Genomic DNA, 23,503 nt, shown 5'->3' with positions numbered 1-23,503 from the left:
TAACCTCCTTCATTAAAGCAAACTAGTTTAATCTAGTTTTACGATTTCTTACCTTCTTTTCTTCTGATAACCTCATCAGAATACTTAACTCCTTTTCCTTTGTAAGGCTCTGGAGCTCTCTTAGATCTGATGTTAGCGGCAACTTGTCCAACTACATCCTTCTCTATTCCTTCAACGTTGATAGTAGTGTTTTTCTCTACTGTCATAGCGATTCCAGGAGCAGCATCGATAACAACTGGATGTGAATAACCTAAAGCCATTTCTAATCCACCGTTTTTCTCAGCAGCTCTGTATCCAACTCCTACTAATAGAAGAGTCTTCTTGAATCCTGAAGAAACACCCATTACCATATTGTTTATAAGAGCTCTAGTTGTTCCGTGTATAGCTCTTACAGTTGGTAAATCATTTGGTCTTTCTACAGTTATTTCGTTGTTTTCCATTTTTATAGTTAATTCTTTGTTAAATTCTTTAGTTAAAGTACCTTTAGGACCTTTTACAGTTACTACATTTTCAGGAGTAACTGTAACTTCTACCCCAGCAGGTACCACTATTATCTTTTTACCTACTCTTGACATTAATGGTCACCTCCCAAGTTATTACCAAACGAATGCAAGAATTTCTCCACCAACGTTTTCTCTTCTAGCGGCTCTATCTGTGATGATACCTCTTGAAGTTGAAACGATAGCGATTCCTAATCCTGATAATACTCTTGGCATATCTTCTACTGAAGCATATACTCTTCTACCAGGTTTAGAGATTCTCTTGATTCCTTTGATTATTCTTTCTCTTCCTTCATACTTTAAGTAAACTCTTATGTTCTTTTTATTTCCATCAGTTACAACTTTGAAATTTGAAATGTATCCTTCTTCCTTTAAGATTTCAGCAATCTTTTCTTTAAGGTTTGAATGAGGCATATCAACTTTCTCATGCATAACTGCGTTAGCATTTCTAATTCTTGTTAACATATCTGCGATTGGATCTGTTAAAAACATCTATTAAAATCCTCCTTTCATCATCAATTAATTACCAAGATGATTTTGTAACACCTGGTACAAGTCCAGCACCAGCAAGTTGTCTGAACTTAATTCTTGAAATTCCGAATTCTCTCATGAATCCTCTTGGTCTTCCATCTAATTGACATCTATTTTTCTTTCTTACAGCAGAAGAGTTTTTTGGTAGTTTATTAAGTTCGAACATAGCTTCCATGTCTCCCTCATTAACTCTCTTCTTTAGCTCTGCTCTTTTTTCAGCATACTTATCACTAAGTTCCGTTCTTTTAACATCCCTAGCGATCATTGACTTTTTAGCCATTTATTCTTAACCTCCTCACTATTACTTTTTGAAAGGCATTCCAAACGCCTTAAGTAAAGCTCTTCCTTCTTCATCTGTTTTAGCTGAAGATACGATAGTGATAGACATTCCTAAAAGCTTGTCAACTTTATCAAACTCGATCTCAGGGAAAACTAATTGATCTCTTAATCCTAAAGAGTAGTTTCCTCTTCCATCGAATGAATCAGCTGGAACTCCTTCGAAGTCTCTTACTCTTGGAAGAACTACATTAACTAATCTATCTAGAAAATCGTACATTCTCTCTTGTCTTAAAGTAACTTTTGTACCGATTGGCATTCCTTCTCTTAACTTAAATCCAGCTTCTGATTTTCTTGCTTTTCTTACAACTGGTTTTTGTCCTGTTATGATAGCTAAATCTCCCATAGCAGCGTCAATTAACTTAGAGTTCTGAGTAGCTTCTCCAACTCCCATGTTAACAACTATTCTGTCTAATTTAGGACATTGCATAACATTTGATAGTCCTAACTCTTTCATAAGAGCTGGTATCATTACTTCGTTATATAATTTATGATATCTAGAAACGTATTTAGACACTTACGTTCTCCTCCTCTCTTATAAAGTTTCTCCAGATACTTTAGAGTATCTTACTTTTTTACCATCTACAAACTTGTAACCAACTCTAGTTGGTTTACCAGCTTTCTCATCAAATAGCATTACTTTTGAAGAGAACATTGGAGCTGGTTTAGTTACAACTCCACCTTGTGGGTTTATTTGAGATGGCTTCATATGTTTAGTAACCATATTTATCCCCTCAACCACAACTTTACCTTTTTTAGGGAATACTTTTAATACTTTACCAGTGTTTCCTTTATCTTTTCCAGAAATTACGAAAACTGTATCTCCAGTTTTAACGTGTATTGTTTCTGGCACAAATTTAATCTTAGGTTTAGCCACGACAATTAGCCTCCTCTCTCAATTATATTACTTCTGGAGCTAGTGAAACTATTTTCATGAAGTCTTTAGCTCTAAGTTCTCTTGCAACAGGTCCGAAGATTCTAGTTGCTTTTGGTTCGTTGTTATTATTTAAAATAACTCCTGCGTTATCATCAAATTTGATGTATGATCCGTCTTCTCTTCTTAATTCTTTTCTAGTTCTAACAATAACTGCTTTTACTACGTCTCCTTTTTTAACGTTTCCACCAGGTATTGCTTCTTTAACTGATGCCACAACAATGTCACCGATTCTACCGAATCTTCTTCTCGATCCACCAAGAACTCTTATAACCATAAGTTTCTTAGCTCCTGAGTTATCAGCGACATTAAGGATAGTTTGTTGTTGTACCATTAAAATATCCTCCTCTCAACAATAATTGGATTATTTAGCTTTTTCTACGATTTCAACTAGTCTCCATCTCTTATCTCTAGATAATGGTCTAGTTTCCATAATTCTTACTTTATCTCCAGTTTGAGCTACATTGTTCTCGTCATGAGTCTTAAACTTTGTAGTCTTCTTCATTCTCTTCTTGTAGATTGGGTGTAATACCATTGTTTCGATTGCAACAACTATAGTTTTATCCATTTTGTCAGAAACAACGATCCCTTCTCTCATTTTTCTCTCGTTTCTCAAGATTTTGACCTCCTCTTCTTAAGAATCTATATAAACTGTAGATTTAATTATCTATCGTTTAATATAGTGTTTATTCTTGCGATTTCTCTTCTAACTTCTCTAATCTTAGCAGTGTTAGTTAGTTGCCCTAATGAAAGTTGAAACTTTAGGTTGAATAATTCTTCCTTCAGCTCTTTGCACTTAACTACTAAGTCTTCAGTAGATATTTCTCTTATTTCCTTAGCTCTCATTAGTTATCACCACCGTTCTCTCTTTTTACTATTTTACATCTGATTGGAAGTTTCATAGTAGCTTTTCTTAAAGCCGCTAATGCTTTCTCCTCAGTCACTCCAGAAACCTCAAACATGATTCTTCCTGGCTTAACTACAGCAACCCAACCTTCTACATTTCCTTTACCTTTACCCATTCTCACTCCAGCTGGTCTAGCAGTGATTGGCTTATCTGGGAATATTCTAATAAAAGTTTTACCTTCTCTTTTGAATGTTCTGTTGATTCCAACTCTACAAGATTCAATTTGTCTGTTTGTGATCCATGCAGGCTCAAGAGCTTGTAATCCGTAATCTCCGAATGCTACAGTATTACCTCTTTGGGCAGTACCTTTCATTCTTCCTCTAAACATTTTTTTATGTTTCGTTCTTTTTGGCATTAACATGATTAAGCTTCCCCTCCTTCCCTCTTAGTTGGAAGTACTTCACCGTGGAAGATCCATACTTTTATACCAAGAGCTCCGTAAGTTGTATGAGCTGTTGCAGTTGCATAGTCGATATCTGCTCTTAGTGTATGAAGAGGTACTTTACCTTCTACTACCCACTCAGATCTAGCGATTTCAGCACCGTTCAGTCTTCCAGAAACCATAACTTTGATTCCTTTTGCTCCTGATTTCATTGCTCTCATTACAGCTTGACCGATTGCTCTTTTAAAAGCTACTCTCTTCTCAATTGATGTAGCTATGTTTTCAGCAACTAATGTTGCATCTTTATTGAAGTCTTTAACTTCTTGTATTTTAACAGTTACTTTTCTTCCAGTTAACTTTTCAAGATTAGCTCTAAGTACTTCTATTTCAGCACCTTTTCTTCCAATGATTATTCCTGCTTTCGCAGTGTGAATCAGAACAACTACGTTAGATGGAGATGTTCTCTCTATCTTAGTTTTTGCTATTCCAGCATGGAAGTAATTCTTCTTGATAAGTTCTCTGATTTTTGCATCTTCGTGGAAATACTTAGCGTATTCCTTTTTATCTGCATACCAAATAGAATCCCAAGTTCTTGTTATTCCAAGTCTCAGTCCTCTAGGGTCTACTTTTTGTCCCACAGTCTTACCTCCTTACTACTTTTCAGATACTGCCACAATAATGTGCGCTGTCGGTTTTCTTATTATATCTGCTCTTCCCATCGCTCTTGGCATAATTCTCTTCAGAGCTGGTCCTTGGTTTATCATCATAGTCGATACTACTAACTTCTCTTCATCTAATTTGAAGTTGTTAGTTGCATTAGCAATTGCTGATGCTAGTGTCTTCTTTATAAATCTAGCTGCTTTTTTATTAGTAAATTCTAATATATCTAAAGCTTCTAAAGCTGATTTTCCTCTCACTAAGTCTGCTACAAGTCTAGCTTTTCTTGGAGATAATCTTACGAATCTAGTTATTGCTCTAGCTTCCACTAGTCCAACCTCCTTTATTACTTATCAATTAAATCTTAATTAAATTGATTATTTTTTCTTTTTCTTTTTGTCAACACCGTGTCCATAGTAAGTTCTAGTAGGTGCGAACTCTCCTAATTTGTGTCCAACCATTTGCTCAGTAACGTGTACTGGTATATGCTTCTTTCCGTTGTAAACACCAAATGTTAATCCTATGAAGTTAGGGAATATTGTTGATCTTCTAGACCAAGTCTTTATTACCGCTTTAATGTTTTCAGTAGCTACCGCTTCTTCAACTTTCTTCATTAAATGGTGGTCACAAAAAGGTCCTTTTTTTAATGATCTAGCCATTACCTATTAGCCTCCTCTCGAAAATTACTTTTCGTTTCTTCTTCTTACGATAAACTTATCTGAAGTTTTCTTTCCTCTTGTTTTAACACCAAGAGTAGGTTTTCCCCATGGAGTAAGTGGAGATTTTCTTCCAACAGGAGTTCTTCCTTCTCCTCCTCCGTGAGGGTGATCACATGGGTTCATTGCTGTTCCTCTTACATGAGGTCTTCTTCCCATATTTCTGTTTCTTCCAGCTTTTCCGATTACTACTAGGCTATGCTCTGCATTTCCTACTTCACCGATTGTAGCCATACATTCTCCGTGAACTAATCTAAGTTCTCCAGATGGTAACTCAACGTGACAGTAAGTACCTTCTTTTGCAACTAATCTAGCTGCAGTTCCAGCAGATCTTACTAGTTGTCCACCCTTTCCTCTTTGTAGTTCAACATTATGTATTTGAACCCCAACTGGCATATCTTTTAATTTTAAAGCGTTTCCTGGCTTGATCTCAGCATTAACACCAGCCATTATAACGTCACCTTTCTTAAGTCCTTTTGGAGCAAGGATGTATCTCTTTTCTCCATCAGCATAAGATAGTAAAGCGATATTCGCAGTTCTGTTTGGATCGTACTCTAAAGATACAACCTTTGCAGGTATATCTAATTTATTTCTCTTAAAGTCGATTATTCTGTAAAGTCTTTTGTGTCCCTTGTCTCTGTTTCTACAAGTTCTGTGTCCATAGTTATCTCTACCATAAGCAGATTTTAATGGGACAGTTAAAGACTTTTCAGGTCTAACTTTATCTAACTCGTCGTTAACTAATCTAGACATATGTCTAGTACCGTTAGTTATAGCATTCATCTTTCTAATTGCCATTTGTTAACCTCCAAAATTTTTCCCTGACCTATAATTATCTTTAGCCGTTTATTCTACTCGATTAAACTTCTGTGAAGTAAGTTATAGTGTTTCCAGCTGCTAATTTAACTACAGCTTTCTTCTTAGCTTGAGTTTTGTAAAGCTTCATACCATGTCTCTTAGTTACTGGCTTTACATTTAAAGTAGCAACGTCCTCAACTTTAACGTTAAATAAAGTTTGGATAGCTTTCTTTATCTCAATCTTGTTTGCTTTCGTATTTACTTCGAAAGTGTATTTGTTGTAATCTCTTCTTAAGATTTCAGTCTTTTCAGTGATTACTGGCTTCTTAACGATATCGTAAGCAGTCATTATGCAAGCACCTCCTCGATTGTAGTTAGCGCTTCCTTAGTAACGATAACCTTCTCTTGCTTTAGTAACCAGTAAACTCCAATCTCATTTGGTTGAAGAACTACTGCGTTTTCTAGGTTTCTTACTGATAAATATAAATTGTAATCAGCTTGAGCAGCAAGGTCGTTTACAACAAATAATTGCTTAGTCATAGCTTTAACAGCATTTGTTAGAGCAATTATTGTTTTTGTTCTTGGAGTTTCGATAGTTCCATCAAGAACTAAGATTTCTCCAGCAGCAACTTTAGCAGAAAGTGCAGATCTTAAAGCAAGGTTTCTAACTTTTTTGTTTACCTTTTTTTCATATGATCTTGGGTGTGGACCAAATGTAACTCCTCCACCTACCATGTGTGGAGCTCTTGTAGAACCTTGTCTTGCTCTACCAGTACCTTTTTGTTTGAAAGGTTTTCTTCCTCCACCTCTAACCATAGCTCTAGTTTTAGTAGCTGCAGTTCCTTGTCTAGCAGCTGCTAATTCTGCAGTTAACACTTCGTGTAGTACTGCTTGATTTGGCTCGATTCCGAAAACAGAATCTTTAACTTCTACAGTACCAGTTTGGTTTCCTGCTAAGTCATATATGTTTAAAACTGCCATTATTTTCCTCCTTCCTTATTTACTAATCAATTATTTTTTTACAGCTGGTTTAACAACGATGTAACCGTTCTTTGGTCCAGGTACTGCACCTTTGATTAGTAATAAGTTGTTTTCAACGTCAACTTTAACTACTTTTAAGTTTTGCACAGTTACAGTTGTGTTTCCGTATTGTCCAGCCATTTTTTTGTTTTTAAGTACTTTTCCAGGCCAAGTAGACATACCGATAGATCCACCTAATCTGTGGTTTCTAGAAACACCGTGAGATGCTCTGTTTCCACTGAAATTATGTCTCTTCATAACTCCTGATGTTCCTTTACCTTTTGAAGTACCAGTAATATCAACAAAAGTAACTTCTGCTAGAGTATCAACTTTGATCTCTTGACCAAGTTCAAGCCCCTCTACTGAATCTACTTTAAGTTCCTTAACAAATCTTAATGGCTTAACTCCTGCTTTGTTAAAGATTCCCATTAATGGCTTAGTAGTATTTTTTTCTCTTTTCTCATCGAATCCTAATTGTACTGCTGAATATCCATCAGTCTCAACTGTCTTCTTTTGAAGAACGAAGTTTGGACCAGCTTCAACAACAGTAACTGGAATGAATTTCCCATCTTCAAATATCTGAGTCATTCCAATTTTCTTAGCTAAAATTCCTGACATGTTTTACCTCCATCAAATAATATATTGGTTGACAACTTGACCTCGTGGTTCTACCACTCTTCTTTAAAAAAAACCGCCAACTTGTATTATTCTGTAAGGATAATTTAATTTTTATAATATCAAATTACCCGAAAATCAGTTGTTTGCTTTTTTAAAATCGTTTTAAGTAGCTATTACGCTTGCTTTATTTCGATTCCAACACCAGCTGGTAAGTTCACTGCTGTTAAAGAAGCAATTGTCTTTTGGTTAGAGTTTTGAATCTCTACCATTCTTCTGTGTACTCTCATCTCGAATTGTTCTCTCGAGTCTTTGTTTACGTGTACTGATCTTAGTACAGTATATTTTTTGATTTTAGTAGGCAGTGGCATAGGTCCAGCAATTTCTGCTCCAGACTTTTTAGCAACTTCCACTATTTTCTTTGCCGACTGATCTAATAGAGTGTGATCATAAGCTTTTAAGTAAATTCTTAACTTGTTAGAAGCCATTTACCTTTCGCACCTCCTTAAAAGTTTCGATTAAAAGAATAGTAACTATCCTTTGTACACTTCAATCAGTATATCACATTTATAAAAAAATGCAAACTCTTTTTTGATGTTTTTGAAAAGTTTTTTGTTACTACTTTTTTCTCTTACCTTCGATAAGTTTTTTAATAAAAATTGAGAAAGGGAGGTTCTCCCTTTCTCAATGAAAAGAACATTTTCTATTTAGAAAGAATTACTTAGTAATTTCTGCAACAACTCCAGAAGCTACTGTTCTTCCTCCCTCTCTGATTGCGAATCTTAATCCAGGTTCCATTGCGATTGGGTGGATTAACTCTACAGTCATCTCTATGTTATCTCCTGGCATTACCATTTCCACTCCCTCAGGAAGGTTGATTGCTCCAGTTATATCTGTAGTTCTGAAGTAGAACTGAGGTCTGTATCCAGAGAAGAATGGAGTATGTCTTCCACCCTCTTCTTTAGTTAATACGTATACCTCTGATTTGAATCCTGTATGTGGTAAGATTGATCCAGGTTTAGCTAATACTTGACCTCTTTCAACGTCTTCTTTCTTGATTCCTCTTAATAGAGCTCCAACGTTATCTCCAGCTTGACCTTGATCAAGAAGTTTTCTAAACATTTCTACTCCAGTACAAGTTGATTTGATTGTTGGTTTAATTCCTATTATCTCAACTTCTTCTCCAACTTTAACTATTCCTCTTTCTACTCTTCCAGTAACTACTGTTCCTCTTCCAGTTATCGTGAATACATCCTCGATTGGCATTAGGAATGGTTGGTCTACTGCTCTTGCAGGTGTTGGAATGTAAGAATCTACTTCGTTCATTAGATCCTTAATTTTTTCTACCCATTTCTCTTCTCCGTTCATTGCACCTAAAGAAGATCCCATTATTACTGGTACTTCGTCCCCTGGGAATCCGTACTCTGTTAATAACTCTCTTACTTCCATTTCTACTAACTCTAGTAATTCCTCATCGTCTACCATATCTGATTTGTTTAGGTATACTATGATGTATGGAACTCCAACTTGTCTTGATAGTAAGATATGCTCTCTTGTTTGAGGCATTGGACCATCAGCTGCTGAAACTACTAATATAGCTCCATCCATTTGTGCTGCTCCTGTTATCATGTTCTTAACGTAGTCAGCATGTCCTGGACAATCTACGTGAGCGTAGTGTCTTTCTAATGTTTCATACTCTATATGAGCAGTATTGATTGTGATTCCTCTTTCTCTCTCTTCTGGAGCAGCATCGATGTTTGCGAAATCTACTCTTTTAGCTAGTCCCATATCTGCTAGAACTTTAGATATTGCTGCTGTAGTTGTTGTTTTTCCATGGTCAACGTGCCCTATTGTTCCAATGTTAACGTGGGGCTTGCTTCTTTCAAATTTTTCTTTAGCCATTTAAATTCTCCTCCTAAATCGTTAAATATATTTATGGTTTTGCTAAAACTCTTTCGAGTTTTAGCATTTTTAAATTTGAGTTATGTAATTAATTACTTTCCTCTTTGCTCTTGGATAGCTTTTTGAACTGAGCTAGGTACTTGAGCGTACTCTTCAAAGTCCATAGCGTAAGTTGCTCTTCCTTGAGATTTAGATCTTAAGTCAGTTGCATATCCAAACATTTCTGATAGAGGTACTTTAGCTGTTATTATTTTAGCTCCGTTTCTATCGATCATTCCACCGATCATTCCTCTTCTAGAGTTCAGATCTCCAATGATATCTCCCATGTAATCTTCTGGAGTAGTTACTTCTACTTTGAAGATTGGCTCAAGGATTACTGGTTTAGCTTTTGCAGCAGCTTGTTTAAGAGCCATTGATCCAGCTATTTTGAATGCCATCTCAGATGAGTCAACCTCATGGTATGATCCATCATAAAGAGTTACTTTTACGTCAACTAAAGGATATCCAGCTACAACTCCAGCATCTAGTGCTTCTCTACATCCCTTTTCAACTGCAGGAATATATTCTCTAGGAATTGCTCCTCCAGTTACTTTGTTAACGAATTCGAATTCTTTACCTGGGTTTGGCTCAAGAGTGATCTTAACGTGTCCGAATTGACCTTTTCCTCCTGATTGTTTAGCATACTTAACTTCTTGATCTTGTGCAGCAGTGATAGTCTCTCTGTAAGCAACTTGTGGTTTTCCAACAGTTGACTCAACTTTGAATTCTCTTCTCATTCTGTCTACGATAATCTCAAGGTGAAGTTCTCCCATTCCAGAGATGATAACTTGACCTGTTTCTTCGTCAGTTTTAACTCTGAATGTAGGATCTTCTTCAGCAAGTTTAGAAAGTGCTAATCCCATTTTTTCTTGGTCAGCTTTTGTTTTTGGTTCAACAGCAACTGAAATTACTGGCTCTGGGAATTCCATTTTCTCAAGAACGATTGGTGCATTCTCAGCACATAGAGTATCTCCAGTAGTTGTATCTTTTAATCCAACTGCTGCTGCGATATCTCCACAGTAAACTACTTCAATCTCTTCTCTTTTGTTAGCATGCATCTGAAGTATTCTTCCCATTCTTTCTTTCTTACCTTTTGTTGAGTTAAGAACATAAGAACCTTTCTCTAAAACTCCTGAGTAAACTCTGAAGAATGTTAACTTTCCAACAAATGGGTCAGTCATGATTTTGAATGCTAATGCTGAGAATGGAGCCTCATCTGTAATTTCTCTTGTTAGAGCAATTTCAGAATCTTTCATATCAGTTCCGTTTATGATTTTTCTATCAGTTGGAGCTGGCATGTATTTAATAACTGCATCTAGTAAAGCCTGGATACCTTTATTTTTGAATGCTGTTCCACAAGTAACTGGTACGATTTGGTTAGCTATAGTAGCTAGTCTTAATGCATGGTTGATTTCATCTGTTGAGATTTCTTCTCCACCAAAGAACTTTTCCATTAAAGCATCAGAAGTTTCTACTACTGATTCGATCATGAATGTTCTAGCTTCTTCAGCTGCATCAAGTAATTCAGCTCTGATTTCTCTAACTTCGAAGTTTTGTCCGTTGTCAGAATCTTTTGGCCAAACTATTTCTTTCATTTCTATAAGATCAATTACACCTTCGAAATCATCTTCTGCTCCGATTGGTAATTGGATAGGTACAGGATTAGATCCTAACTTTTCTCTTATATCATTAACACACATTTCGAAGTTAGCTCCAATTCTGTCCATCTTGTTAAAGAAAGCCATTCTTGGTACTTCATACTTGTCTGCTTGTCTCCATACAGTTTCTGATTGAGGTTGAACTCCATCAACTGCTGAGAATACAGCAACAGATCCATCTAGAACTCTTAGAGATCTTTCAACCTCTACAGTAAAGTCCACGTGTCCTGGTGTGTCTATTATATTAACTCTGTGATTTTTCCAGAAACATGTAGTAGCAGCAGAAGTAATTGTTATACCTCTCTCTTGCTCTTGCTCCATCCAGTCCATTGTAGCGGCACCTTCGTGAACCTCTCCAATTTTATGAGCAACTCCAGTATAGAATAAAATTCTTTCTGTTGTAGTTGTCTTTCCTGCATCGATGTGAGCCATGATACCAATGTTTCTAGTCATTTCTAACGAAACGTTTCTAGCCATTTAGTTTTTCCTCCTCGATATAAATTAGAACTTGTAATGTGCGAATGCTCTGTTAGCTTCTGCCATTTTGTAAGTATCTTCTTTCTTCTTAACAGTAGATCCTTCACCGTTTGAAGCAGCTGTTAATTCTGCAGCTAACTTTTCAATCATTCCGTACTCTTTTCTTTGTCTTGTGTAAAGAGTTAACCATCTGATTGCTAGAGTTTGTTGTCTTTCGATTCTAACTTCTACTGGAACCTGGTAAGTAGCTCCTCCGATTCTTCTAGATCTAACTTCGATCTGTGGCTTTATGTTATCTAAGGCTTGCTTAAATACATCATACCCCTCTTGACCAGTTTTCTCTTTTATTAAGTCCATTGCTGAATAAAATATTGACTCAGCGATTGATTTTTTTCCATCTACCATGATTGAGTTGATAACTTTAGTTACAACCTTATCTGAATATCTTGAATCAGGTAGTACATCTCTTTTTACTGCTGCTCTTCTTCTTGACATTTTTAACTGTCCACCTCCTTATTATTATGCTTTTTTAGCTCCGTATTTAGATCTTGATTGTTTTCTCTTAGCAACTCCTGCTGTATCTAGAGCTCCTCTGATAACTTTATATCTAACTCCCGGTAAATCTTTAGTTCTTCCCCCTCTTACTAGAACGATTGAGTGTTCTTGTAAGTTGTGTCCTTCTCCTGGGATATAACTAGTAACTTCTATTCCGTTAGTAAGTTTTACTCTGGCAACCTTTCTTAACGCTGAGTTTGGTTTCTTAGGAGTAGTAGTATATACTCTTACACAAACTCCTCTTCTTTGTGGGTTTCCTTGTAATGCTGGTGATTTTTTAGTCTCTTCTAGAGTCTGTCTTCCTTTTTTTACTAATTGACTTAAAGTAGGCATTTGACCCTCCTTCCTCGAATTTTATTTATTATTTTAAATAATATTATAACTTAGATATTATAATCGCTTTATTTCAAAAAGTCAACATTGTGTTTTTTAATTTACAAACCTTTTTTTAGTTCCTCTAATTCATTGCCTGTTTTTTCCCATTCTTCTAAGCACTCCAGTATGTCTAAATCGGCTTTATCGATTTTTTCTTGAATGTCCATAAGAGCTGTCACATCATTTTTTATTCCTGCTTTTTCATACTCAACCTCAAGCTCACTTTTTTTACTTTCTAACTTCTCTAATTTTTCCTCAAACTGAGCATATTTTTTTTCTAAGCTCGATATTCTATTTCTTATTTTCTTCTGTTCCTCATAATTTATTGATGCCGATTCATCCTTTATTTTTACACCATCTCTTTGAGAAACGTAAGCTTCGTAGTCCCCTTTGAAAAGAGTTGCTCCATCAGAATTTACTTCATATATATTATTTACAACAGCTTCCAAGAAGTGTCTATCATGAGAAACAACTATTATAGTTCCATCATAATCTTCTAGTGCTTCTTCTAAAATTTCTCTAGAATATATATCTAAATGGTTTGTTGGCTCATCCAGTATCAAGAAGTTTGGTTTATTTAAAATAAGCTTCATAAAAGCAACTCTTGCTCTCTCTCCTCCGGAAAGAGATTTTATCTTCTTATTTATATCTTCATCCGTAAATAAAAATCCTCCAGCCGTTGTCCTAGCTGCTTCTTCACTCATCGGGAAATTATAAATAAGCTCTTCAAGAATTGTGTTTGATAAACTTAACCCCTGATGATTTTGATCATAATATCCAACTTTTAATCTTTCACCAAGTTCAACTGTTCCACTAGTAGGTTTTTCCAAATGATTAATTATTCTAAGAATAGTTGATTTTCCAACTCCATTTTTCCCAATTATTCCTATTCTGTCCCCTTTATAAATTTCTAAATTTAAATTTTTGAAAAGTTGTTGTTCTCCAAATCTTTTTGTTAAATTACTAATTTTTAGAACTCTGTCTGTACTTACACTCTCAACTTCAAATTTTAATTTTATTTTTCTAACTGGAATTATTGGATTATCCATTTTTTCCATTCTATCCAGAAGTTTTTGTCTTCCTCTAGCTTGCTTACATTTTTGACCAGCTTTATACCTTCTTACAAATTCTTCCATTTTTCTAATTTTGTCCTGTTCTTTATCAAATGATTTAACAGCACCAGATAAGAATGCTTCTTTTTGTATAGTGTAATCTGTAAAGTTCCCTTTATAATCTTTTAATGTTTGTCCTTCCATTTCAAATATTCTATTAACAACATTATCTAGGAAATATATATCATGGGAAATAAGTATAAATGCTTTAGAATAATCTTTTAAAAATCTTTCCAGCCACTCTATTGCTACTAAATCTAAATGGTTTGTTGGCTCATCTAATATTAGTAGTTCTGGCTCTTCTAAAAGAATTTTTCCTAGAGCGACTCTTGACTTTTGTCCTCCAGATAAATCCTTTATCTCATTATGCCAAATTTGTTCTGGTATATTAAGACCTATCAATATTTGTTTAATTTTATACTCTATAGCATAACCCTCTTCTTGCTCATATCTAGAACTTAGCTCAGATAGTTCTTCCATCAGAATATCAAAGTCATCTATATTTGTAGCTATTAAACAATTAAGCTCTTGAATTCTCTCGTAGTCAGATCTTAAAGAACTGAATACTCCCATTAACTCATCAAAAACTTTATTTTCTTCATTTAAATTAGGATGCTGCGAAAGATATCCAATTTTAAGATTCCCTTTTTTTGAAATTGAACCTCTTAGGTTAGTTGCTGGATCTACATCATTCTCTTCTTTTTCAAGTAACATCTTTATTAAGGTTGTTTTCCCGGCACCATTTACACCGATTATTCCTATTCTATCTTTTTCATCTATTGAAAAGTTAATATTTTTAAAAAGAGTTTCTCCTGCAAACCCTTTATAAATATTATTTACATGTAGTAAAGCCATTTTTTTCTCCTTATTTAAACAGTCTTCTTTAATAAAACTACACAGTAAGATTTTATACCTTCTTCTCTTCCTGTAAATCCAAGGCACTCCTCAGTTGTAGCTTTCACACTAACTTGATCATTTGAAATTTTTAGAACTTTTGAAATTGAATTTCTCATTGACTCTATATAAGGCTTAACTTTAGGTCTTTGTGCAACTATTATAGAATCTAGATTTATTATTTCATAACCCTTTTCTTTCATAATTTTATTTACATGATCAAGTAAAATCATACTATCTATACCTTCGTACTTATCTTCAGTATCAGGAAAATGTTGACCTATATCGCCAAGACTTAATGCACCTAATATTGCATCCATAATTGCATGCACTAAGACATCTCCATCCGAATGTCCTAAAACTCCTTTTGTATGAGGTATCTCCACTCCACCTAAAATAAGTTTTCTTCCCTCTACTAAAGTGTGAACATCGTATCCATTTCCGATTCTTAAATTAGTCATAACTAAACCCACTCTTTATAAATTCTATTATAGAACTCTATTATTTCTTCTTTGGTAACTGTTGAAGTTCCCATTTTACCAACTACTACACCCGCTGCTGTATTAGCAATCTTTGCAGCTTCATGCCAAGTTGTTACTCCAGTTGCTGCTGCTAAAGTGAATACAGAAATAACAGTATCTCCAGCTCCAGTTACATCAAATACTTCTTTTGCATATGTTGGGATATTAATTACTTGATCTTCATCAAATAAACTCATACCCTCTTCACTTCTTGTTAAAAGTAAATTGGTCAAATTAAGTTTTGATTTCAGTTCCTCTCCAACCGCTATCATATCATCGGATCTTGTCATACCTAGACACTCCATAGCCTCTTTTCTATTTGGAGTCATAGATGTTGCTCCGATATAATTCATAGCATTTTTTGGTTTTGGATCTACAGTAACTATTATAGCTTTATCTCTTGCTATCTTTATAATCTCTTTAGCAACTTTTGGTGTAAGTACACCTTTATCATAATCAGATAGAATTATCGCATCAATTCCATCTAAATTTCTTTTTATATTTTCAAGTAAAGTATTCTCTAAATCTGAATTTATAGGTCTTGAATCCTCCCAATCAATTCTTAATAACTGTTGGTTTCCAGCAATTATTCTTCTTTTTACTATTGTAGGTCTATCTTCTGTTCTTATAACTCCAGATGTCTCTATTCCCATTTTTCTAAATTCATTTAGAAGTCTATCTCCATCTGAATCATCCCCTATAACACCAAAACATAATGTTTTTGCTCCAAGTGTAGCCAAGTTATTTATAACGTTTGCCGCTCCACCTAAAACAAATCTTTCTTTTTTTACAGATACTACAGGTACAGGAGCTTCGGGAGATATTCTTTCTACAGTTCCTATTATATAATCATCTAGCATCATATCCCCAACAACAGCTACTCTCATATTTTTAAAACAACCCAATATCTGTTCTAATCTATCTTTTACCATCGAAACTTCCTCCTAATACTTACTCTAAAACTTCTACATTTAATTTTATATATAAATCTGTTATTTGTTTTTTTACACTTTTGCTTTTAAAAAACACTCCCAAATATGGAATATCTCCTAAAAATGGAACTTGACTCTTTAAATTCTGTTCTATTGTTCTTTTTAATCCACCGATGAAAATAGTTTCATTATTTCTCACTGTAACATTTGTGTTAAGAGATCTTGAAATCTTTGATCCACCATTGGAATTAAAAGTCCCACCATTTTCTGACTCATGATTTTTAAGAGGCTTGTTTAATTTAAAGTCGCTTACTTCAAGCCAAATAGTAAGTTCAATACTATTTTTATCTTTTATTTTAGGTAAAACTTTCAAAATAATTCCAGCTTCTTTAAATAAAGGAGTTGAAAAAACTCTTCCACTCTCTTCATTCTCATCTTGGGATTCTCCAACAATGACCTCTTCAGTCATTTTAAACTCGCCTATTTTATTATTCATTATTATTAAGGTTGGAAGTGCACTTACGTATAAATCCTGAGTTCCTTGTAATAAATCTATTCCAAGTCCTAAAACATCGTTTCCACCATTATATTTTCTCACTAATTTTATTCCAGAACTATAGACTTCTCCGATTCCCTCAATAATTGTATTTTCAAGAACCCCAACTTCTAATCCAGAGTTTTTACTTCCATTTTCACTATAGAACCATTTTATTCCTATGTTTTGAAAAAGATTATCAGTTACATCTAAAATTTGAGCCTCTACTCTAGCTTGTCTATACTCTTTATCTAGACTAGCTAAAAGTTTTTTAGCAACAACCACCTCTTTGTAGTTTCCTCTTATTATTATTCCGTTGCTCCTATGACTCAAAGATAAATTCAATTCTCTGGGAAAACTTTTCAATAAAATCTCTTCAGCTTCCTCTGGAGCTAGATTTTTCAATGCAATATGCTCTATTATAGCATTTTTTTCAAAATTTGTATTGTATTCTTCCTTTTCTTTTTCTCTATCAGAATTATTATATTCTTTGGTTAAATATATATCTTGCTTTGTAACTCCATCTTTTATCTCTATAAACTCACCATTTGATAGAAATCCATTTTTTTCTGCAAACAACATATGAACTCCAGCCGGAATCCCCTGTACTATATATGTTCCGGCCTCTCCAGATATTCCAATTGGATCTTCATTTTTGCTAAGTTTTATTCTTGCTCCACCTATTCCAGAGCCAGTTTTTTGATTTATAACCTTCCCTACTATCGTACTTTTTCCTTTAATATTTTCCCTTGAAAATATTATTCCTCTTTCATTTCTTACCATTTTTAATCCGTAAGCTTTTTCTATACTCTTTAAAATATCACCCACACTTGTCTGAGGTTTAAAATATACATCTATTATCTCATTTTTACATTCTCTATCTGCTAAAATTGTAATTCCTGAAAATTTTGAAAGTTCAGCAAAAACATCAGTTATACTAGCTTCTTTTATATCTAATTCTCTGGAATATAAAATATTTTCCAGTTCTAAAGAGAAAATTTTAAAAATGACCATAACAAAAATTATTCCGACTTTAAAAATCATCAAATTCCCCCTCTGACTCCTGTTATTCTCCTATTTTTTTCTTTAAATTTAAAAACTTCGTCTCTATCTGAAGTTTCTTCTTTTATTTTTGAAATTGGTTTATAGAGCCAACCTATTCTTCCCTTAAATGAAATAATTTTACTTCCCATCGATTCGATAACCGTAGAGGTTTCTCCCAGATAAAATCTTTTTTTGTCCTCCTCCAATCGCTTAATAAAATTAATAATCTTTAACTCCTCTCCATAAAATTCAATATATACATAATTTTTTTTGATTTCAAATTTATTCCAAAACTCTTCTGTTCTCCCTATGTTTAATACTGTTATATCTTCTTGTTTTAAAATTTCACCTACGTATCTTTTAAACTCTCCCGAATTATAAAAAGCAATCTTATCAATCTCTTTATCCAAAGGATTATTTTCCATATTTTTCTCCATTTGTTCAAATCTATTTTTCTCTATTTCTAATAGATTTTTTGATTTCTCTAGAGCACTAGAATTTTGCTCTTTGCGTTTTAGAGTTTCTTTCTTTTCGTTAATTTTATCTAGTTTATTAAATATAAATAAATATGATAAACTTAGAAATAAAACGACAACAAACAGATATACAACTTTTTCTTTTCCAATTAAAAAACTTCTAATTCTATCAAATATTCAAAATCCCCTCCTGTATTTTTAATAAAATCACTATTCACTTTAGATATGACTTCTAGATTATCTAACTTTTTTTCAAACTCATATACCAACTCTATAAACTTTGAATTCCCATAAAGTTTAATTTTTTTATTTTCTATATCTATACTTTTTAAATAAACTTCACTTGGAACTATATTCCTAATTCTATCAAACAAAATATTAAATTTCGTTTTAGTATTCAACTCTTCTTTCATCTTATTATACTCAATATTTTCCAATTCAAATTCTTCTATACTTTTTCTTAAAACTCCAATTTCTTCACGTAATATTTTTTCCGAAATATCTATATTCTGAATTTTTTTATCTATTTTTTTGAGATTATTCTCTAAATAAATAGATCCCGAAATTAATATAAAAATGCTCACTAAAGATAGTATTATCGAATATTTTATTTTAATTATTTTTTTCTCATAACCAAAAGCATTATTGAAATCTAGATTTTTTTCAATAAAAGAAAAACAACCAATTTTACCATTCTTTTCTTTTACCAAATCTATAATTGCATAGAAAATTTCTGAAGATATAGAAACTCCTTTATAGGTCAGAATATCTCCTTCATCCTCTAGTAAGATTTCGTCAAAAAATATTTTAATCTCTTTTAGTTCTTCAATATCGCTTATCAATTCATAGACTTTTAAAAATATTTGATTCTTATGATTAAATAAAAGTTTACTTACCATTTCTTCTTTTTTATATAAAACTATCTCATTTGATAAAATTTCTATTTTCATCGTATTCCACCCACATTTCTTTAATCTCCTCAATGTCTGGAAGATTTACATCTTTATTTAGTGAATCATAATATAAAAAAATATCCACAAAAAATAAAATATTTTCTTCTCCTATTTTTAATTTCTTCAAAAGTCTTATCTCAAATTCATTCCTTATTCCAGAGGATAGAACTACTTTATCTACAAATGAGGTTTTATTTTTATATATATGTTTAACTTTGTAATTTCCAAATGATTTATCGGATTTGGATATCCATATTCTAGGATTTCCACCGAAGTAATCCACCACACCTTTTAACTCTTCATTATTTATAAAATCATCAGCTTTTTTGAGTTCATATTTTCCAAACTCCAATAAATCTTCTAACTCCCACTGATCTTTATAAAACTCTTTTTGCGTTTGATATCTTTCTATTCGTCCACTCTCAATTCTTACAAAACTTGATAAAATCCATAAAAAAATTGTGCTCATGACAATAAGTGTAAGAGTTATAAATCCGTTAATTTTTCCACTCTTCAACTTTTTTCCCTCCAAGGAATTTAAACTCAAACTTTATAAATGTTCCCACTTTTAAAAATATTCCATCATCTATATTTTCTAAAATACTATCTTTTGTTTTTAGATCTATTCTTATAACTCCATAGGTACTTTCTTTTGCATAGTATGCTTCTAACTTTCTAGAATTAAATCTATACAACTTATAAGAATTATGGAGTTGTCCATTCTTGAATTCAGGGATTTTTAGAACTAATGTATTCCCACTTGTCTTAGGATTATTTAAAAGTGAACTTGTCAAACTATCTTCTTTTAAAATTCTAATATCATATATTTCTGAAAGAGATATCGCTATTTTTAAATCTCTAGATATTTGTTGTAAATTTTTCTTTCCTGTTCTTTCATATCCATAGTCTCTTTCTAAATCTTTATTTAGAATAAAAAATATTTTCATAGTACTTCCAAGAATTAAGGATACTAAGGATAAAATTCCAATAGTTACTACTACCTCTAGAAATGAAATCCCCTTATTTTTATTTCGCAACATAAACTTTAACTTCCCTTATCATTTTTTTATTCAGGATAGAATTGAAAGAAATTTTAATATCAACTCTTAAAATTCCAGGTTCTAAAATTTTTACCGTATATTCATTTTTAAATTTTTCTGTTTCTTCTATAAAATGAGTTTTTTTTGAAAGTTTTTCATACCCGATTTTTTTCAAATCTATTCTAGAATGTTCTGCCATTTTATTCAATTCTTCATAATCTAAAGTTATTTTTCTTGAAAACTTCAATTTTTGGACATAAAAAATCGAAGGAATAAAAACAAACGAAATAATTCCCAAGCAGATTATGATTTCAATTAAACTAAATCCTTTTTTCATATAAAACCTTCTAATATTGGGTAAATAATTGCCATAAAGGAAATAAAGGGAGCGAATGGAATTTCTTGATTTTTTTTAATTTTTTTAAAAAATAATAATACGACAATTAAAGCTATAGTAAATATTCCATTTATAAAAATTAAGAAACTATACAAATCGGTATAACCTAAAAAACAACCTATAGCAAAGATAAATTTTACATCTCCAAAACCTAAACATTCTTTTTTGAAAAAATCATACCCATAACCATATATGAGCAAAAACGGAGAGGCGAAAACTCCGCCCCCTATAATTGATCTTTCAATACTTCCAAAATATATATAATTATATATAATCCCTAATAAAATTAACGATAATGTAAATATATTTGGAATAATTTTTTTATTCATATCTATAATAGCTACCAATATAACTATTCCTATATACATTGCCCAAAAGAATATCAAAAGTTTTTCCATAATTCTCCATTTGTATTATATTCTCCTGTTTCTTCTACTGGAGTAAGTTTTAACTCTCCAGCTTTAAAGACTAATTTTAATTTCCCACCATATAATAAAGTTCCATCTTTGGAATCTCTATGTCCTCCAGACTGTATATTTGCCACTGTCCCAGTTATACTATCCTCAGTAAATCCCAATGTTTTTTTTATTCCACCTGATAAAAACTCTTCCAATGAATCAAAGTGTTCTTTTGTAAATTCTGTATTTTCTTCAACTGTTGGCATCTCCACTCCATCTATACTTTTTAATTCTACAGCAGTTCTAAGAATTGAAAGAGCATTTATCGCCGATGTGTCTTTAGCGACAGCTAAATATTTTCTAGTTTTTGGAACGGCAAAACTTGATAGAATAGCTACAATTCCTAACACAACAATCATCTCAATAAGTGTAAATCCTGAATTTTTATTCATTTTTTCCTCCCACATATTTTTTAGATATCAAAATTGTCTATTATATTAAATATTGGCAAGTATAGTGCTATTACGACTATCCCTAAAGATATTCCAATAACTAAAATTAAAATAGGTTCTAAAAGTTGAAGAAAAAGCTCTATTCTCTCATTTATTTTAAACTCGATATTTTTAGAAACCTCTTCTAACATTTTGCCTATTTCTCCACTTTCTTCTCCCAATTTGATTAAACCTAAGTTTTCTCTAGATAATAGATTTATCTCTTTGAAAATTAAAGAAGGAACAGTCCCTTCTTTTACACTAATTCTTATTTTACTAAAATCTATTTTCAATTTATAAGTCTCTAAATCTTCTGTAGCTATATCAAAAGCCATGCTAAAATGAATCCCAGCTTCAAGAAGTAAAAATAATGTCCTACAAAATTCCATAGCTATCTTATCTCTGTAAATTTTTCTAAAAATTGGTATTTTAAGATAAATATTATTATTATTTGAAAACTTTTTTAAAAATATAACTATAAAAAAAAGAGCTACTAAAATAGAAAAATAATTTTCTTTAAGTAGCTCTAATCCGAATATAATTATGCTCGTGATTATAGGTAATTCTTGATTATTTTGAGTGAACATTTCTAAAAAATTGGGAAGTATAAAAAATACCATAAAATTTATTATTACTAACGACGTTCCAATAACAACAATTGGATATATCATGATATTTCTAATTTTAATCTTATAGTACTCTTGAAGTTTCATAAGTTCAAATACTTTAAAAAAGCTTTCTCCCAAGTTTCCTGAAACTTCTCCAACTCTTAATAAATTTATATAGGTTGGCTTCAATATATTTTGTTTTTCGAAAGATTCATAGAGTTCTTCTCCCATTTGTATATCATCTTCTATCTTTTGAAGTTTTCTTATTAAAGTTTTATTTTCTATGCTTTCTCTTTGAAATTGCAAACTTTTTTTTATAGTTAGACCTGTCTTTATAAGTTTTCCTAAATTTCTCATAAGCATCTGTATTTCTTTAGATTTTATTCTCTTAGTTTTTTCTAATTTTAATTCATTGGCCTTTAAAAGTAGCTGTGAATTTTCCTTCAATTTTAATTCCAGTTCAGCTTTATCTTTCCCTCTGTAAATGCCTTCAATTTTTTTACCACTATAATCATAAGCTGTATAACTAAATTCCTTCATAGGCTACACTCTCTTATAATTTCACTCATTGAAGTTATTCCATCTTTTACTTTTATTTTTCCATTTTCTATGAGAGATATCATACCTTTTTCTAGAGCCTTTTCTTCTATTTCAAAAGACGAACTCTCTTTTAAAATCATTTCTTTTATATCAGAATCTATCTCTAATGTTTCTTCAACAGCAATTCTACCTTTAAATTCTTTTCCATCAAATTTTCTAACTAACCTTTGACTTTGAATAAGAGTGACTCCAGCCGCTATCATATAACGATCTATTCCAAAATTAATGAGTCTTTCTATAGATGAAATTGCATCTTTTGTATGTAATGTAGTGAGGACTAAATGTCCTGTCAAAGAAGCCCTTAGTGCAATTTCTGCAGTTTCTACATCTCTAATTTCTCCAATTAAAATTATATCTGGATCTTGTCTTAAAAATCCTCTCAGTACTTGTGAAAAATTAAGTCCTATCTCGCTCTTACATTGAACTTGATTTATTCCTTCAATTTGATACTCAATAGGATCTTCTATCGATAATATATTTACTCCTTCTTTATTCAACTCATTTATAATACTATATAGCGTTGTTGTTTTTCCACTTCCTGTAGGACCGGTTATTATAATCATTCCACTTCTTTTTTTTATGTTTTTTAAAAGAATTTCATAATTTCTATCGCTAAAACCTAAATCTTTTAAACTCTTTTTTTCTATAAATTTATCTAATATTCTAACAACACACTTTTCACCGTAAATAACTGGAATAGTCGAAACTCTAAAATCTATTTCTGTTTCCAGATACTTACCTTTAAATCTTCCATCTTGCGGAAATCTTTTTTCTCCAATATCTATTTCAGATAATATTTTAATTCTGGATACCAAAGCTATCCCTATCTTTTTGTCTATTGATTTTACTATTTCTAAAATTCCATCCACTCTAAATCTAATTCTATAAGAATCTCTAAAAGGCTCAATATGTATGTCACTGCTATTTTTTTTAAGAGCAGATAAAATCATATCATTGAATTGAGAAATTATATTTGAATTTTCAAATACGCCCTCTCTTATCTCTGTAACCTCTCTTTCAAACAATATACTCTTATTCATAGTCATCACTCATATCTTTCAGGATATTTTTCTACTGCTACAACCTTAAAACTATTTTTA

At 32.3% G+C, this 23,503-nt stretch carries 34 protein-coding genes; all 34 read right to left on the bottom strand.

Annotation, left to right across the window (positions count from 1 at the left end):
- Positions 1-38: 38 nt before the first annotated feature.
- Positions 39-575, bottom strand: coding sequence for a 50S ribosomal protein L6 (gene rplF / locus H3N56_RS07735; RefSeq protein ID WP_185880626.1), 537 nt, complete (start codon positions 573-575; stop codon positions 39-41).
- Positions 576-596: 21 nt separating this feature from the next.
- On the bottom strand, positions 597-992 hold the full coding sequence (gene rpsH / locus H3N56_RS07730) for a 30S ribosomal protein S8 (RefSeq protein ID WP_185880625.1): 396 nt from the start codon (positions 990-992) through the stop codon (positions 597-599).
- A gap of 31 nt (positions 993-1,023) precedes the next feature.
- A complete protein-coding gene (gene rpsN, locus H3N56_RS07725; protein ID WP_185880624.1) occupies positions 1,024-1,311 on the bottom strand; it encodes a 30S ribosomal protein S14 in 288 nt (95 codons plus the stop codon).
- Between the two features lie 21 nt (positions 1,312-1,332).
- Positions 1,333-1,884 (bottom strand): 50S ribosomal protein L5, encoded by a 552-nt coding sequence (rplE, locus tag H3N56_RS07720; RefSeq protein ID WP_185880623.1) that lies wholly within the window; start codon positions 1,882-1,884, stop codon positions 1,333-1,335.
- An 18-nt stretch (positions 1,885-1,902) separates the two neighbouring features.
- Positions 1,903-2,244 carry a 50S ribosomal protein L24 gene (rplX, locus tag H3N56_RS07715; RefSeq protein WP_370521060.1) on the bottom strand — a complete coding sequence of 114 codons (342 nt, stop codon included), beginning with the start codon at positions 2,242-2,244 and terminating at the stop codon, positions 1,903-1,905.
- A gap of 22 nt (positions 2,245-2,266) precedes the next feature.
- Entirely contained in the window at positions 2,267-2,635 is a 369-nt protein-coding gene (rplN, locus tag H3N56_RS07710) for a 50S ribosomal protein L14 (RefSeq protein WP_185875511.1), read from the bottom strand.
- Between the two features lie 30 nt (positions 2,636-2,665).
- The gene (rpsQ, locus tag H3N56_RS07705) at positions 2,666-2,917 is read right to left on the bottom strand and encodes a 30S ribosomal protein S17 (RefSeq protein WP_185880622.1); all 252 of its coding nucleotides are present in this window, start codon (positions 2,915-2,917) and stop codon (positions 2,666-2,668) included.
- Positions 2,918-2,964: 47 nt separating this feature from the next.
- Positions 2,965-3,147 carry a 50S ribosomal protein L29 gene (gene rpmC / locus H3N56_RS07700; RefSeq protein WP_185880621.1) on the bottom strand — a complete coding sequence of 61 codons (183 nt, stop codon included), beginning with the start codon at positions 3,145-3,147 and terminating at the stop codon, positions 2,965-2,967.
- A complete protein-coding gene (rplP, locus tag H3N56_RS07695) occupies positions 3,147-3,569 on the bottom strand; it encodes a 50S ribosomal protein L16 (protein WP_185880620.1) in 423 nt (140 codons plus the stop codon). Before rplP ends, rpmC begins: the two co-directional genes overlap by 1 nt.
- Positions 3,570-3,571: 2 nt before the next feature.
- Entirely contained in the window at positions 3,572-4,228 is a 657-nt protein-coding gene (gene rpsC / locus H3N56_RS07690) for a 30S ribosomal protein S3 (protein WP_185880619.1), read from the bottom strand.
- A 15-nt stretch (positions 4,229-4,243) separates the two neighbouring features.
- Positions 4,244-4,576, bottom strand: a complete 333-nt coding sequence (rplV, locus tag H3N56_RS07685) for a 50S ribosomal protein L22 (RefSeq protein ID WP_185880618.1) — start codon at positions 4,574-4,576, stop codon at positions 4,244-4,246.
- Between the two features lie 48 nt (positions 4,577-4,624).
- On the bottom strand, positions 4,625-4,906 hold the full coding sequence (gene rpsS / locus H3N56_RS07680) for a 30S ribosomal protein S19 (RefSeq protein WP_023050808.1): 282 nt from the start codon (positions 4,904-4,906) through the stop codon (positions 4,625-4,627).
- Positions 4,907-4,930: 24 nt separating this feature from the next.
- Positions 4,931-5,761: a 50S ribosomal protein L2 gene (gene rplB, locus H3N56_RS07675; RefSeq protein ID WP_185880617.1), complete on the bottom strand. Its 831-nt coding sequence runs from the start codon at positions 5,759-5,761 to the stop codon at positions 4,931-4,933.
- 61 nt (positions 5,762-5,822) lie between these two features.
- Positions 5,823-6,110, bottom strand: a complete 288-nt coding sequence (rplW, locus tag H3N56_RS07670) for a 50S ribosomal protein L23 (RefSeq protein WP_185880616.1) — start codon at positions 6,108-6,110, stop codon at positions 5,823-5,825.
- A complete protein-coding gene (gene rplD / locus H3N56_RS07665; RefSeq protein ID WP_185880615.1) occupies positions 6,110-6,742 on the bottom strand; it encodes a 50S ribosomal protein L4 in 633 nt (210 codons plus the stop codon). Before rplD ends, rplW begins: the two co-directional genes overlap by 1 nt.
- Before the next feature lie 30 nt (positions 6,743-6,772).
- Positions 6,773-7,399, bottom strand: coding sequence for a 50S ribosomal protein L3 (rplC, locus tag H3N56_RS07660; RefSeq protein ID WP_185880614.1), 627 nt, complete (start codon positions 7,397-7,399; stop codon positions 6,773-6,775).
- 173 nt (positions 7,400-7,572) lie between these two features.
- Positions 7,573-7,884: a 30S ribosomal protein S10 gene (rpsJ, locus tag H3N56_RS07655; protein WP_185880613.1), complete on the bottom strand. Its 312-nt coding sequence runs from the start codon at positions 7,882-7,884 to the stop codon at positions 7,573-7,575.
- Positions 7,885-8,113: 229 nt separating this feature from the next.
- Positions 8,114-9,298: an elongation factor Tu gene (gene tuf, locus H3N56_RS07650; protein WP_185880612.1), complete on the bottom strand. Its 1,185-nt coding sequence runs from the start codon at positions 9,296-9,298 to the stop codon at positions 8,114-8,116.
- Between the two features lie 92 nt (positions 9,299-9,390).
- Positions 9,391-11,472, bottom strand: a complete 2,082-nt coding sequence (fusA, locus tag H3N56_RS07645; protein WP_185880611.1) for an elongation factor G — start codon at positions 11,470-11,472, stop codon at positions 9,391-9,393.
- Positions 11,473-11,496: 24 nt separating this feature from the next.
- Complete coding sequence (gene rpsG, locus H3N56_RS07640; protein WP_185880610.1) at positions 11,497-11,967, bottom strand: 30S ribosomal protein S7; 471 nt, start codon at positions 11,965-11,967, stop codon at positions 11,497-11,499.
- A 24-nt stretch (positions 11,968-11,991) separates the two neighbouring features.
- Positions 11,992-12,360 (bottom strand): 30S ribosomal protein S12, encoded by a 369-nt coding sequence (gene rpsL, locus H3N56_RS07635; protein WP_078694761.1) that lies wholly within the window; start codon positions 12,358-12,360, stop codon positions 11,992-11,994.
- 101 nt (positions 12,361-12,461) lie between these two features.
- Positions 12,462-14,369, bottom strand: coding sequence for an ABC-F family ATP-binding cassette domain-containing protein (locus H3N56_RS07630; RefSeq protein ID WP_185880609.1), 1,908 nt, complete (start codon positions 14,367-14,369; stop codon positions 12,462-12,464).
- Positions 14,370-14,383: 14 nt separating this feature from the next.
- Positions 14,384-14,869, bottom strand: a complete 486-nt coding sequence (gene ispF / locus H3N56_RS07625; protein WP_185880608.1) for a 2-C-methyl-D-erythritol 2,4-cyclodiphosphate synthase — start codon at positions 14,867-14,869, stop codon at positions 14,384-14,386.
- 2 nt (positions 14,870-14,871) lie between these two features.
- Positions 14,872-15,861 carry a D-glycero-beta-D-manno-heptose-7-phosphate kinase gene (gene rfaE1, locus H3N56_RS07620; protein ID WP_185880607.1) on the bottom strand — a complete coding sequence of 330 codons (990 nt, stop codon included), beginning with the start codon at positions 15,859-15,861 and terminating at the stop codon, positions 14,872-14,874.
- Between the two features lie 19 nt (positions 15,862-15,880).
- The gene (locus tag H3N56_RS07615) at positions 15,881-17,440 is read right to left on the bottom strand and encodes a general secretion pathway protein GspD (RefSeq protein ID WP_185880606.1); all 1,560 of its coding nucleotides are present in this window, start codon (positions 17,438-17,440) and stop codon (positions 15,881-15,883) included.
- Positions 17,440-17,865: a hypothetical protein gene (locus tag H3N56_RS07610; protein ID WP_185880605.1), complete on the bottom strand. Its 426-nt coding sequence runs from the start codon at positions 17,863-17,865 to the stop codon at positions 17,440-17,442. Before H3N56_RS07610 ends, H3N56_RS07615 begins: the two co-directional genes overlap by 1 nt.
- Positions 17,866-18,065: 200 nt before the next feature.
- Positions 18,066-18,866, bottom strand: a complete 801-nt coding sequence (locus H3N56_RS07605; RefSeq protein WP_185880604.1) for a PilN domain-containing protein — start codon at positions 18,864-18,866, stop codon at positions 18,066-18,068.
- Positions 18,841-19,386 carry a hypothetical protein gene (locus H3N56_RS07600; RefSeq protein WP_185880603.1) on the bottom strand — a complete coding sequence of 182 codons (546 nt, stop codon included), beginning with the start codon at positions 19,384-19,386 and terminating at the stop codon, positions 18,841-18,843. Before H3N56_RS07600 ends, H3N56_RS07605 begins: the two co-directional genes overlap by 26 nt.
- The gene (locus tag H3N56_RS07595) at positions 19,367-19,909 is read right to left on the bottom strand and encodes a prepilin-type N-terminal cleavage/methylation domain-containing protein (protein WP_185880602.1); all 543 of its coding nucleotides are present in this window, start codon (positions 19,907-19,909) and stop codon (positions 19,367-19,369) included. Before H3N56_RS07595 ends, H3N56_RS07600 begins: the two co-directional genes overlap by 20 nt.
- Positions 19,896-20,246: a prepilin-type N-terminal cleavage/methylation domain-containing protein gene (locus tag H3N56_RS07590; protein WP_185880601.1), complete on the bottom strand. Its 351-nt coding sequence runs from the start codon at positions 20,244-20,246 to the stop codon at positions 19,896-19,898. Before H3N56_RS07590 ends, H3N56_RS07595 begins: the two co-directional genes overlap by 14 nt.
- Positions 20,243-20,704: an A24 family peptidase gene (locus tag H3N56_RS07585; RefSeq protein ID WP_185880600.1), complete on the bottom strand. Its 462-nt coding sequence runs from the start codon at positions 20,702-20,704 to the stop codon at positions 20,243-20,245. The genes H3N56_RS07590 and H3N56_RS07585 overlap by 4 nt, the downstream gene beginning before the upstream one ends.
- Complete coding sequence (locus tag H3N56_RS07580; RefSeq protein WP_185880599.1) at positions 20,689-21,156, bottom strand: type II secretion system protein; 468 nt, start codon at positions 21,154-21,156, stop codon at positions 20,689-20,691. The genes H3N56_RS07585 and H3N56_RS07580 overlap by 16 nt, the downstream gene beginning before the upstream one ends.
- 20 nt (positions 21,157-21,176) lie before the next feature.
- Positions 21,177-22,343 carry a type II secretion system F family protein gene (locus H3N56_RS07575; protein WP_185880598.1) on the bottom strand — a complete coding sequence of 389 codons (1,167 nt, stop codon included), beginning with the start codon at positions 22,341-22,343 and terminating at the stop codon, positions 21,177-21,179.
- Positions 22,340-23,443, bottom strand: coding sequence for a GspE/PulE family protein (locus tag H3N56_RS07570; protein ID WP_185880597.1), 1,104 nt, complete (start codon positions 23,441-23,443; stop codon positions 22,340-22,342). Before H3N56_RS07570 ends, H3N56_RS07575 begins: the two co-directional genes overlap by 4 nt.
- Positions 23,444-23,503: the final 60 nt, after the last annotated feature.

The organism is Cetobacterium sp. 2A, assembly GCF_014250685.1.
In the GTDB taxonomy this organism is placed as follows: domain Bacteria; phylum Fusobacteriota; class Fusobacteriia; order Fusobacteriales; family Fusobacteriaceae; genus Cetobacterium.
This window is presented reverse-complemented; position numbering and strand designations above follow the sequence as displayed.